The organism is Brevundimonas sp. SH203 (assembly GCF_002157625.1).
GTDB lineage: Bacteria > Pseudomonadota > Alphaproteobacteria > Caulobacterales > Caulobacteraceae > Brevundimonas.
Genome location: NZ_BDMM01000003.1, coordinates 162,335 through 175,156 on the forward strand (window position 1 = coordinate 162,335; position 12,822 = coordinate 175,156).

The 12,822-nt window shown below is 67.1% G+C and carries 8 protein-coding genes; 4 read left to right on the plus strand and 4 right to left on the minus strand.

The features are described 5' to 3' along the window. Window positions 1–16 precede the first annotated feature (16 nt). From SH203_RS07795 to SH203_RS07810, 4 genes are read right to left on the minus strand one after another with little or no spacing between them, the layout of a single operon-like run. The gene (locus SH203_RS07795) at window positions 17–1,486 is read right to left on the minus strand and encodes an aldehyde dehydrogenase (RefSeq protein WP_087120312.1); all 1,470 of its coding nucleotides are present in this window, start codon (window positions 1,484–1,486) and stop codon (window positions 17–19) included. Continuing rightward, window positions 1,486–2,358: a helix-turn-helix transcriptional regulator gene (locus tag SH203_RS07800; protein WP_087120313.1), complete on the minus strand. Its 873-nt coding sequence runs from the start codon at window positions 2,356–2,358 to the stop codon at window positions 1,486–1,488. The genes SH203_RS07795 and SH203_RS07800 overlap by 1 nt, the downstream gene beginning before the upstream one ends. Before the next feature lie 10 nt (window positions 2,359–2,368). Further along, window positions 2,369–3,616: a cytochrome P450 gene (locus SH203_RS07805; protein WP_087120314.1), complete on the minus strand. Its 1,248-nt coding sequence runs from the start codon at window positions 3,614–3,616 to the stop codon at window positions 2,369–2,371. Next, complete coding sequence (locus SH203_RS07810) at window positions 3,616–5,790, minus strand: TonB-dependent receptor (protein WP_200808855.1); 2,175 nt, start codon at window positions 5,788–5,790, stop codon at window positions 3,616–3,618. Before SH203_RS07810 ends, SH203_RS07805 begins: the two co-directional genes overlap by 1 nt. A 474-nt stretch (window positions 5,791–6,264) precedes the next feature. On the opposite strand from SH203_RS07810, the gene SH203_RS07815 reads away from it, so the two are divergent. From SH203_RS07815 to SH203_RS07830, 4 genes are read left to right on the plus strand one after another with little or no spacing between them, the layout of a single operon-like run. Next, window positions 6,265–9,900: a hydantoinase B/oxoprolinase family protein gene (locus SH203_RS07815; protein WP_087120316.1), complete on the plus strand. Its 3,636-nt coding sequence runs from the start codon at window positions 6,265–6,267 to the stop codon at window positions 9,898–9,900. A 53-nt stretch (window positions 9,901–9,953) separates the two neighbouring features. Beyond that, window positions 9,954–10,700, plus strand: a complete 747-nt coding sequence (locus SH203_RS07820; protein ID WP_087120317.1) for a DUF969 domain-containing protein — start codon at window positions 9,954–9,956, stop codon at window positions 10,698–10,700. After that, window positions 10,697–11,662: a DUF979 domain-containing protein gene (locus SH203_RS07825; RefSeq protein WP_087120318.1), complete on the plus strand. Its 966-nt coding sequence runs from the start codon at window positions 10,697–10,699 to the stop codon at window positions 11,660–11,662. Before SH203_RS07820 ends, SH203_RS07825 begins: the two co-directional genes overlap by 4 nt. A gap of 1 nt (window position 11,663) precedes the next feature. Further along, window positions 11,664–12,698: a DUF2891 domain-containing protein gene (locus tag SH203_RS07830; RefSeq protein WP_087120319.1), complete on the plus strand. Its 1,035-nt coding sequence runs from the start codon at window positions 11,664–11,666 to the stop codon at window positions 12,696–12,698. Window positions 12,699–12,822 lie beyond the last annotated feature (124 nt).

The following is a 12,822-nucleotide window of genomic DNA, read 5'->3' on the forward strand; positions in this document are numbered from 1 at the left end:
AGACAGAGAGGCGCGGTCACGGCAGGGCCATGACGACGGATTTGGATTCGAGGTAGGCGTCCAGAACGTCCGGGCCGTTCTCGCGCCCGAGGCCGGAGCGTTTCATGCCGCCGAAGGGGAAGGCCGGGTCGGCCGACAGAATGCAGTTCACGAACACGGTCCCGGCCTCCAGCTCGGCCGCCGCCCGGTGCGCCGTGCCCAGATCGCGGGTCCAGATGTGGGCGGCCAGGCCGTAGTCGCTGTCGTTGGCCAGGGCGACCGCCTCTTCGAAGGTGTCGAAGGGGGTGACGGCCAGGACCGGCCCGAACACCTCCTCGCGCGCGATCTCGGCGTCCGGCGGCACGTCGCGCAGGACGGTGGGCGGATAGAAATGCCCGCCCTCAGGCGCGGCGGGCGCATCCCCATGACGCTGGATGCCCGACGCCAGGGCCCGATCGACGAAGCCTGCGACCCGGTCATACTGACGACGGCTGATCAACGGCCCCAGCTGGGCGCCGCGATCCGAACTGACGCCCATCGGCAGGGCCGCCGCCGTCGCCGCCAACCCATCCAGCACCGCCTCGTAGATGGAGCGATGCGCGTAAAGCCGCGTGCCCGCATAGCAGACCTGTCCCGAGTTGAAGAAACAGCCGAAGGCCGCCTCGGGGATGGCCTTGGCCAGATCGGCGTCCGCACAGAGGATCGAGGGCGACTTGCCGCCCAGCTCCAGAGTCACCCGCTTCAGGTCCGGGACCGAGGCGGACAGCACCGCCTGCCCCGTCCGGGTCGATCCGGTGAAGGCGACCTTGGCGACGCCGGGATGGGCGGCCAGCCGCGCGCCGACCTCGCCGCCGCCGGTCACGACCGACAGCACGCCCGGCGGCAGTCCGGCCTGAAGCGCCAGCTCGGCCAGACGCAGGGCCGACAGGCTGGTTTCCGGCGCGGGCTTCAGCACCACCGTGCATCCCGCCGCCAGGGCCGGGGCGATCTTCCACATCGACAGCACCAGCGGGAAGTTCCACGGCGTGATCGCCGCCACGACGCCCACCGGCTCGCGCCGCGTATAGACATGGTGGCCGCCCGGCGTGGCCGACAGGGCGCCCGCCCGCCCTTGAATCTTGGACGGCCAGCCCGCATAGGCTCTCAGCCAGCCGACGGTCGCGGGGATGTCGATGGTCTCGGCCATGCCGATCGGCTTGCCCGCATCCAGCGCCTCCAGCGCGGCGAGACGCGGCAGGTCGGCCTCGATGGCGTCGGCGAACCTGTGCAGCAGGGCCTCGCGCTGAAGCGGGATCAGGTCGCGCCAAGCCGGCGATTTCAGCGTCGCCCGCGCGCCCTCCACGATGGCGTCCAGGTCCGAAGCCGACGCCTCCGGGATCTGGGCGAAGACTTCGGCGCGTGACGGATCTTCATCGTCAAAGGCGTGGGTCGTCGCCAGAGCGTCCCCTCCGGCCCGGAGCGTCAGCTCCGGCAGCGACAGATCGTCGAAACCCTGTATTCCGGCCATCAAGCGGCCTCCTTGCCGCGCCGGCGATAATCGCTCGGCGTCTCCTGGAAATGTTGGCGGTAGGCCCGCGTGAAATGGCTCTGGCTCTTGAAGCCCAGATTGTCGGCGATCTGCGCCATCGACAGTTCCGACCCGCTCAGCAGGAACCGCGCCCGGTCCAGCTTGGTCCGCATCACGAACTGATGCGGCGTCGTGCCCGTCGCGCGCCGGAAGACGCGGCAGAAGTGCGAGGGCGTCAGCCCGGCGGCCGCCGACATCTCCTCCAGACTGTGATCCGCCTCCGGCGCCTTCTTGATCTGGTCCATCACCGTATGCAGCCGGAACGACGAACTGGCCGAACTGGGGATCAGCGGCGCCTGTCCCCGATCGGCGCCGCGCAGAACGTGAGACGTCAGGGCGGTCATCAGGGTCGCGACATAGCCGTCCCTCTCGGCCGAATCCGGCGCATAGAGTTCCGACAGCACCTGCCGCGTCAGGGCGGCGCCCAGATTGTCCGAAAAGGCGAAACGAAGCTGCTGGAACCGCGCCGACTGCGGCGAGGCGTTCAACAGATGCGGCGCCAGGCTCAGCGTGACCGTGTCCAGCTCGCCGTCGACGCGCCAGCGCGACGCCATCCCGGCCGGCACGATGGTCGCGTCGCCGGGCATGGAGCTGTTGTCCGTCCAGCCGTCCCGGTCCCAGGTCTTCACCGGCTTGCCGCCGATATGCATGACGAAGACCGGCGTGGGCAGGGGCGGCAGGGCGTAGTTGCCGACGAACCGCCGCCAGCGCGACAGCCGCCACCCCTCGGCCGGCCCGCCCAGGGCGATATCGGGCGTATCGCACAGGGTATCGCTGATGATCGCTTCGGTCGCCCAGTCATCGTCCGCCATGTTCGCTTCCTCAAGCCGGGACCAGCCTGGTATCCAGGTTCTTCAGTCCGTTGATGAAGTTCGATCTGAAACGGCGCGGTTGTGCAACGACTTCGAACCGGCTGACCCGCTCGCCCAGCAGCCGGAACGCCACCCGCAACTGCATCTCCGCCAGGCGGGAACCGACGCAGACGTGCTGGCCCGACCCGAAGCCGACATGGGCGACGCCCTTGCGCGTCACGTCGAAACGGTCGGCGTCCTCGAACACCGTCTCGTCGCGATTGCCCGAGGCGTAGAACAGCACGACCTTGTCGCCCTTGCGGATCGCCTGGCCGCCGATCACCGTGTCCTGCGTCGCCGTGCGCCGCATATGGATGACCGGGCTGGCGTGCCGCACCATCTCGGCGGTCGCGGTCTTCAGCAGCTCCGGCTCAGCCCGCAGGCGATCCCATTGCGACGGGTCGTTCGACAGGGCCAGTATGGTGTGGCTGAGGGAGTTGCGGGTGGTCTCGTTGCCGCCCACCAGCACCAGGATCAGATTGCCGATGAAGTCGCGAAACTGCGTCGGCTGGCCGTCGATCTCGGCATTGGCCAGCAGGCTGGCGATGTCGGGGCCGGGCTGGGCGCGACGCGCCTCGAACAACTGCTGACCGAAGGCGAAGAACTCGCCCATGATCGCACCCATGGCTTCCGGCGACTGGCGGAACTCGGGGTCGTCCTCGCCGACGAAGGCGTTGGTCCAGCGATACAGGTCCAGCCAGTCCTCCGACGGCAGGCCCAGAAGCTCGGCCAGGGTCAGCAGCGGCAGGGGCGCGGACAGCCGGGGCACCAGATCGACGGCCTCGCCCAGCGGAATCTCGTCCAGCAGGCGACGCGCCCGCGCCTCGATCCGCGCCTCGATGTCGCCCAGGCGCACCGGCGACAGAGCCGGCATGATCACCTTGCGATACTGGGTGTGGGTGGGCGGATCGATGGAGATGAAGGGGATGCCGACGGCGGAATCCCCCGCCCCCGTCAGCCCGACCTCGTTCTCGTTGAAGATGCGGTGCCCGCCGTTGGCGTAGGCCGACGAGAACAGCAACGGCTGTTTGGACACCTCGACGATGTCCGCATGGCGCGTCACCGCCCAGAATCCGGCCCCGTCCGTCTCGGGATTCCAGTGGACCGGGTCTTCGCGGCGCAGGGCCGCGAAGACGTCGTGAGGCATATGGTCGACATAGAGGTCGGGGTTCTTCAGGTCGGGACCATCGACCCCCGGCGTGTGGGCGAGCGCGCTCATCAGAAGGCCTTCGAGATTGTCAGCCCGTAGGTGCGCGGCGCGGCCGGCACCAGGAAGTTGAACGGGAAGCCCGCCCCGCGCAGGTCCAGACCATAGGAATAGGTCTTCTCCTCGAAGGCGTTGTTGACGAAGGCCCGAACCGTCAGGTCGTCGCGCACCCACGACAGCGACGCATTCACCTTGGCGTAGGCACCCTGCTGCAGTTCGGCGTTCACCTGCCCCGTGCCCGGCGCGTTCTTCTCGTTGAACGGCGAGAAATACTGGCGGCTGAAATAGCTGACCGTCGGCGATAGGGTGAGAGCGCCGCCACCCGGATGCGCGAACGTCCAGTCAAAGCCCAACTGCGCCGTGACCTTGGGCGCGAACGGCAGATCATTGCCCGACAGGTCCACGCCCTGCAGCGTCAGGTCCTTGTAGGTCGCGTCCAGATAGCCGAACGAGCCGTTCAGCTTGAAGTCCGGCGTGGCGCGATAGCCGAACTCGACCTCGCCGCCATAGACCTCGGACTTGGGCGCATTGACCAGGAAGGACACGGGGCCCGCGCGCAGGTCCTGCACCTGCTGGTTCGAATAATCATAATAGAAGACGGCCGAGGACAGCGTCAGCCGGTTGTCGAAGAAGCGCCCCTTCAGCCCCGCCTCATAGGCGTTGACCTGCTCGGGCTCGATATAGGTGATGCCCGCCGACGAGGTGTAGCCCCCGCCGTTGAACGCGCCCGACCGATAGCCCCGGCTGTAGCTGGCGTAGGCCAGAACGCCGTTGTCGAAGCTGTAGGCCAGCGCCAGCCGCCCGGTGACGGCGTCGGATTCGCCGTCGATATTGTAGCGCGCGGCCGGATCATAGGCGCAGGTGCCAGCAGGCGTGGGGCACGGCACGGTCGAGGCGATCGGCGTCACGGGTCCGCCGATGTTCCCGCCGAACAGATAGGCGAAGCCGTCGCGATACTGGCCGTCGTCCTTGGTGTAGCGAATGCCCGCCGTCGCCGTCAGCTTCGGCGTCAAGACAAAGTCCGACTGGGCGAAGACCGCCCAGGATTTGCGCTTCTGCCTGTAGTGCTGGAAGAAGCCGCCGTTGACGCCCGGCGCGAGCGCGCTGCCGATGTTGAACAGGTTGTCGGTGGTGATCTCGTCCTCGCCGTAGAAGCCGCCGAACACCGCGTGGATCTTGTCGGTGTCGTAGTTCAGGCGCAGTTCCTGACTGAACTGGTCGAAGTCGGACTTCCAGTTGATGTCCAGAATGTCCAGCGGCGCGCCGTCGGCGGCCTGCTGCAGATCCTGCTTGCCGCCGTCCTTGGAGGTGATGGAGGTGACGGTCAGCGTCGGGCTCAGTTCCGCAGCGATGTTCAGCGCCACGCCCCAGGCGTCGGTCTTGTTGTCGCCGACGCGGTTCTCGTTGATCTCGAAGAAGCCGGTTCCGCTGCTGGGGCCATACAGGCCGTGGATGCCGGCCTGGGCGCCCCGGTCGCGCCCGGCGTAGGCGCGCAGATTGACGTCCACCGGACCGTCCTTGGGTTTCCAGCGCAGGGACAGTCGGCCCTGCAGCGTGTCGACCGAGTTGGCGTCGCGTCCGTTGGGCGCCAGGTTCTTCAGCCAGCCGTCGCCCTTCACATAGTTGACCGCCGCCCGCACCCCGAACTCGTTCTCGACCGGGGTGAATTCCACCGCGCCCTGGGCGCTGACGGTGTTGAAGTTGGCGTAACCCGCCTCCACCCGGCCCTCGGTTCCCGACAGGTCCGGCCGCATGGTGATGAAGTTGATGGCCCCGCCGGTCGTGTTGCGCCCGAACAGAGTGCCCTGCGGGCCGCGCAGCACCTCGACCCGATCCAGGTCGAACAGGCCCATGCCCTGGCTGGTGCGCGAGGCGATATAGACGTCGTCGATATAGACGCCGACCGGCGACGCCTGGTTGGCGTTGTATTCGTTGGCCACCGAAATCCCGCGCAGCGAGAAGTTCGGCTGCGTATTGCCGTATGGGCTGGACACCTGAAGGTTCGGCACCGCCGTCGCCAGATTGGCCGAATTGGTGACGCCCTTGTTGGTCAGGGTCTCGGTGTTCAGCGCCGAAATCGCCAGCGGCACCTCCAGCAGAACCTGCGTCCGTCGCTGCGCCGTGACCACGATGTCGTCCACGGAAGACGCCGCCTCTGCCGGAGCCGGAGTAGCCGTCTGAGCCATGGCCGCCCCCGCAGCCGAACTCATCAAGGCGGCCAGCAAGACGCACCTGTGACGTTTAACGCCCATGTCATTCTCCTCCCAAAGGATCAAAGGCCGTGTTTCGACCCGTTCTTATTGACCCTGACGCTAGGTCGGATTTCCCCCGCTGGCTTTGCCCCCGCTTGCTTCACAATTTGACGATTCTTGCGGTGTGTTCGCGCGCTCGGACATGGGGTTTTCGGCGGTCTGAGAGAGACCTCTCTGATCGGCGAATGCCTCTTGGGCGAAACCTGGCCCGGAGTTTCCTCACCGCCTCCGGCGCGGTCGACAACACCTTCTACAGCCAGAAAACCTTGTCATTCGCCCACCCCCTGCGGTGCTTTCATGCCAGAGCAGAGGCGGTATGGTTGGCGGCGACTGTCTGACGGTTGGCCCATCAGGGTAAGCACGGCCGACGCCGGTTAAGCTGACAGCGCTCGAAGAAGGACTTTGATTATGAAAACGCCGCCGTCCGGTCCTTGGAGATTCTGGATCGACCGGGGCGGCACCTTTACGGACGTGGTGGCTCGCGCACCTGACGGCGCGCTTCGGACGCAGAAGTTGCTCTCGGTCAATCCCGAGCAATACGCCGACGCGGCGGTGGAGGGCATCCGTCGCGCAGTGGGCGCGCCGGACGGCCCGCTGCCGCACGGTCTGGTCGAGGACGTGCGGATGGGCACGACCGTGGCGACCAATGCGCTGCTGGAGCGCAAGGGCGCCCCGACCTTGCTGGCGATCACGGCGGGCTTCGGCGACGCGCTGCGCATCGGTTGGCAGGCGCGGCCCGAACTGTTCGTGCGCAACATCGTCCTTAACGACCAACTCTATGATCGCGTCGTGGAGATCGACGAGCGGGTCATGGCCGACGGGACCGTGGATCAGGCGCTGGACGAGGATAAGGCGCGCGCCGATCTGACGGCCGCCTATGCGGCGGGACTGCGCGCCGTCGCCGTCGTCCTGATGCACGGTTGGCGGTTCACGGCGCATGAGGCGCGCCTGGCGCAGATCGCGCGCGAGGTCGGGTTCCAGCAGGTGTCGGTCAGTCACGAGGTCGGGGCGCTGATCAAGCTGATCGGGCGCGGCGATACGACCGTGGCGGACGCCTATCTGTCGCCGATCCTGAGAGCCTATATCGAACAGATCGGCTGCAATCTGGGCGAGGCGACTCCGCTCCAGTTCATGCAGTCGTCGGGCGGATTGACGGCGGCCGACGCCTTTCGGGGCAAGGACGCCATCCTGTCGGGACCGGCCGGCGGCGTGGTCGCGATGGCGGAAACGGCCAGGGCGGCGGGATTCGATCGCGCCATCGGCTTCGACATGGGCGGCACCTCGACCGACGTGTCCCACTTCGCCGGCGATTACGAACGCACGTCCGACGCCGTGGTGGCCGGCGTGCGTCTGCGCGCGCCGATGCTGAGCATCCACACCGTCGCGGCCGGCGGCGGATCGATCTGCCGGTTCGACGGCGGGCGTCTCCGGGTCGGACCGGAATCCGCCGGCGCCGTTCCGGGACCGGTCGCCTATCGGCGCGGCGGGCCGCTGACGGTGACGGACTGCAACATCATGCTGGGCAAGTTGAGCCCGGAATTCTTTCCCGCCGTCTTCGGCCCGAACGCCGACCAGCCGCTGGACGCAGAGGCCGTGCGCGAAAGCTTCACAGCCTTGGCGGCCCAGGTCGAAGCCGCGACGGGACGCGCGACGACGCCCGGCGAACTGGCCGAGGGTTTCGTCACCATCGCCGTCCAGGACATGGCCGAGGCGATCCGCAATATCTCGATCCAGCGCGGCTATGACGTGACGCGCTATGTGCTGAACTGTTTCGGCGGAGCGGGCGGACAGCATGCCTGTCTGGTCGCCGACGCCTTGGGGATGACAAAGGTCATGCTGCACCCGTTCGCCGGGGTGCTTTCGGCCTATGGCATGGGCTTGGCGGAGGTCCGCGCCATCCGGCAGGCGACCGAGGCCGCCCCGCTGGACCCGGCGCGCGATCCGGCCTTCGCCGAACGCATCGCCGCCCTTGCCGACGCCGCGCGGGCCGACCTGCACGCTCAGGGCTTCGCCAGCGAGGCCATCTCCACCCACGCCCGCGCCGAGATCAAGTTCGCCGGGTCCGACACGCCGCTCGTCGTGCCTTTCGGCCCAGCCGAGGCCATGGCTGAAGCGTTCGAGGATCTGCACCGCCGCCGGTTCGGCTTCTTCGCCGAGAACAAGGCCCTGGTCGTCGAAACACTTGAGGTCGAGGCGATCGGTCATTCCGGCGAGCGGCCGTCAGGCCAGACGCCTTTGAGCATGGAGCCCCTCGCTACGTCCGGCCCGCCGGACATCGCCGCCGAACTGACCGTCCGCATGGCGGGCGAGGATCGGCGGACACCCGTCTATCGCCGCGACGCCTTTGCACCGGGCCATGCAGTCGACGGCCCGGCCATCCTGCTGGAAGACACCGGCACCACCGTCGTCGAACCCGGCTGGCGCGCGACCATCGACGCTCAGGCCAACCTGCTGCTGGAGCGCGTCGTCCCCCTGCCCGCTCGAACGGCCATCGGCACGGCGGTCGATCCGATCATGCTGGAGGTGTTCAACAGCCGCTTCATGGCCTGCGCCGAACAGATGGGCGAGGCCCTGCGCGCCACCGCCTATTCGGTGAACATCAAGGAGCGGCTGGACTTCTCCTGCGCCATCTTCGACGGCGCCGGCGCCCTGATCGCCAATGCGCCGCACATTCCCGTCCACCTCGGGTCGATGGGCGAGAGCATCCGCACGGTGATCGCATCGCGCGGAGAAGATCGCGATGGACGCGGCATGCGGCGTGGCGACGTCTATATGCTGAACGCGCCCTATAATGGCGGCACTCATCTGCCGGACATCACCGTCATAACGCCGGTGTTCCTGGACTGTGACGACGCGCCGACATTCTTCGTCGCCGCGCGGGGACACCATGCCGACGTCGGCGGGACGACGCCGGGCTCCATGCCCGCTTCGTCGCGAACGGTGGACGACGAAGGCGTGCTGATCGACGACTTTCTTCTGGTGGACTCAGGCCGGCTTCGCGAGGCGGAGACCCGCGCCCTGTTCGCCTCGGGCCGCTATCCATCCCGCAACGTCGATCAGAACCTGGCTGACCTGAAGGCCCAGATCGCGTCCTGCACCCGCGGCGCCGACGAACTGAAGCGAATGACCGATGAGTTCGGCCGCTCCGTCGTCTCGGCCTATATGGGCCATGTTCAGGACAATGCCGAAGAGGCCGTCCGTCGCGCCATCGCCGCCCTGAAACCCGGCGCCTTCGCCTATGAGATGGACGACGGCGCGATCATTCGCGTGCGCATCGACGTCGATCCAGCGAACCGCACCGCCGTTGTCGACTTCACCGGGACCAGCGAACAGAGACCGACCAACTTCAACGCGCCCCTGTCGATCACGAGGGCGGCGACCCTCTATGTCTTCCGCACCCTGGTCGATGACGCCATTCCTCTGAACGAGGGATGCCTGAAGCCGATCGAGTTGATCGTGCCGGAAGGATCGATGCTGAATCCCCGCTATCCGGCCGCCGTGGTCGCCGGCAATGTCGAGACCAGTCAGGCGGTCGTCGACACGCTTTACGGCGCCCTGGGCGTACTGGCCGCCAGCCAGGGGACGATGAACAACTTCACCTTCGGGGATGATACGCGCCAATACTATGAGACCATCGCCGGCGGCTCCGGCGCGGGCCCCGGTTTCGACGGAACCAGCGCGGTCCAGACCCACATGACCAACAGCCGCCTGACCGACCCGGAGGTGCTGGAGACACGCTTTCCCGTCCTCTTGGAAGAGTTCGCGATCCGTCGCGGCTCAGGCGGCGAGGGCCGCTGGCGCGGTGGCGACGGCGCGGTGAGGCGCGTGCGTTTCCTTGAACCGCTGAGCGCCGCCATCCTGTCCAACCACCGCCGCGTCGCGCCGTTCGGCGTCGAGGGCGGCGCATCCGGTGCGACAGGGATCAACCGCATCGAACGGGCGAACGGAACCGTCGAAACGCCCGGTTCGACGGCCGAGGTTTCGATGTCGCCCGGGGATGTCTTCGTCATCGAAACACCCGGCGGCGGCGGCTTCGGCGAATGAGGCTTTCGCCGCCGACCGAAGCACGCGATCCTTTCTGCAGAGGGGGATGAACCATGCTGGTGCTTATTGGAATCGCGGTGGTGGTCGCGGGCTTCGTCGCCCGGATCAATCCGCTGGTCGTCATTCTGGCGGCCGCCATCACGACGGGGGTGCTGGCGGCGGTCGGTCCCGGCGTCGACGCCCGCGACCTGGTGACGGCCGGGATCGACACGATCAGCCGGTTTGGAAAGGCGTTCAACGACAACCGATACTTCCACATCACCTGGCTGGTGCTGCCGGTCATCGGATTGCTGGAGCGCGCCGGGCTGCAAGAAAGGGCGCGTGATCTCGTCACCCAGGTCAAGGCGGCGACCGCCGGGCGATTGATGTTCACCTATCTGGTCGTCCGGCAGGCGACCTCGGCCCTTGGCCTGACCTCCCTGGGCGGCCATCCGCAGATGGTGCGTCCGCTGATCGCGCCGATGGCCGAAGGCGCCGCGGAGACCGAGCATGGCCCGCTGACGAACAAGGCGCGCTTCCGCATTCGCAGCATGGCGGCCGGCACCGACAATATCGGCCTGTTCTTCGGCGAGGACATCTTCATCGCCATCGGCTCCATCGTCCTGATCGTCGCCTTCCTGGAGCAGGCCGGGGTGCGGGTCGAGGCTCTGCACGTCTCCCTTTGGGCCATTCCCACCGCCATCGTCGCCCTGCTGGTTCACGGCGGGCGCCTGCTGATGTTCGACCGGCAGATCGGCAAGGACATGGCCGTCCCGGATGCCGCGGACGACACGCAGCCCGAGCCGGAAATCGGTCGATGATCACCCTCGAACACGCCTATGTCGCGACCGGACTGATGTTCGCCGCCTTTTCGGTCCTCAGCCTGCGCGATCCGCTCAACCCGACCCGGTTCCGCAGCGTCCTGTTGTGGGGGCTGATCGCCGTTTCCCTGCTGTTCGGCTCGTGGCTGGGCGATTTCGGCAACGGCCTCCTGGTCATCGCCCTGGTCGTGATCGGCGCGATGGGCAGGCTTGGCGTCGGCAAGCCCGTCACGACCACGGCGGAACAACGCCAGGCCAGCGCGTCACGTCGGCGCAACGCCCTGTTCGCGCCCGCCCTGATGGTGCCTCTGGTCGCTGTCGGCGGGACGCTTCTGGCCAAATACACGCCGGTCGGAGCCGGGCTGATCTCTCCCGTGCAAACCACCCTGATTTCGCTGGGCCTGGGCTGTGTCGCCGCCTTGGTCGTCGCCATGGTCTGGTTTCGACCGCCGGTCATGGCGCCGGTCCAGGAGGGGCGTCGACTGATGGATTCCATCGGCTGGGCCGCCCTCCTGCCGCAGATGCTGGCCTCGCTGGGCGCGGTGTTTCTCGCCGCAGACGTGGGCCAGGTCGTCGGCGATCTGGTGTCGCAGGTCATGCCGATGACCTCGGCCTTCCTCGCCGTCCTGGCCTATTGCATCGGCATGGCTCTGTTCACCGTCATCATGGGCAACGCCTTCGCCGCCTTCCCGGTCATGACCGCCGCCATCGGCCTGCCGATCGTGGTCCACAAGTTCGGCGGCGACCCGGCGATCGTCTGCGCCATAGGCATGCTGGCGGGTTTCTGCGGAACGCTGATGACGCCGATGGCGGCGAACTTCAACGTCGTGCCCGCCAATCTGCTCGAACTGCCGGATCGCAATGCGCCCCTGAACGGGGTCATCCGCGCCCAACTGCCCACGGCCGCCCTCATGCTCGCGGCCAATATCCTGCTGATGTACTTCCTCGCCTTCCGGTTCTGACATGCCCCAGATCGACGCCGCGCTCGCTTCCCGCTTCGCCTCTACCGCCCTTGGCCATGTGATGCGTGAATATCCGAACATCATCCAGCATGTGCTGACCGGCCCTCAGGACGCGCGAACGCCGCGTGATCTGCATCCGATCTTCTTCGGCAGCTTCGACTGGCATTCCTGCGTTCACGGTTGGTGGACCCTGTTCACCCTGTATCGCCTCCACCCCGACATGGCGGAAGCGGACGAGATCCGCGCCAGGGCCGACAGCCTGTTCACGCCCGAAAACGTCGCTGGCGAGATGGCCTATCTGGCCCGTCCCGAATCGCGAGGGTTCGAACGGCCCTACGGCTGGGCCTGGCTGCTGATGCTCGCCGCCGAGCTCGGTCGCCATGAAACGGATGAAGGCCGCCGCTGGTTCGCGGCCGTGCGACCGCTTGCCCAGGTCTTTGTCGAACGCTTCAAGGCCTTCCTGCCTCTGGCGGATTATCCCATCCGTGTCGGCGTCCATTCCAACACGGCCTTCGCCCTTCGTCTGACGCTGGATTACGCCGACGCCCACGATGCGGATTTGGCCGCCTTGTGTCGCAAGGCCGCTCTGCAATGGCATTCAAGCGACCGCGACTGCCAGGCGTGGGAACCGTCGCAAGACGAGTTTCTGTCGCCCGCCCTTATGGAGGCGGAGTTGATGCGGCGCGTTCTGCCGGCCGCCGAATACCGCGTCTGGTTCGCCGCCTTCCTGCCGCGCCTGGCGGAAAACGAACCCTCGACCCTGCTGTCGCCCGCCCGCGTCAGCGATCGCACCGACGGCAAGATCGCCCATCTGGACGGCCTGAACCTGAGCCGGGCCTGGTGCTGGCGAGCGATCGCCTCATCCCAACCGGCCTCCGACCCGCTGCACGCCATCGCGACCGACGCCGCGCAACGCCATCTCGACGCCGCCCTTCCCCACGTCACCGGCGACTATATGGGCGAACACTGGCTGGCCAGCTTCGCCCTCCTGGCGCTCCTGCAGTCTTCTGGCCCGTTGAAGGCAACTAAAAACTGAGACCCGTCTGAAGCAGTGCGATGGGCCCGCAATCGACCCTATCGCGGTTGATCGCCGTACAATCAAGCCAGGAATTATGGGTTTATTTACTCGTAGAAGTTGCTTTACACGATGTGGGTGAAAA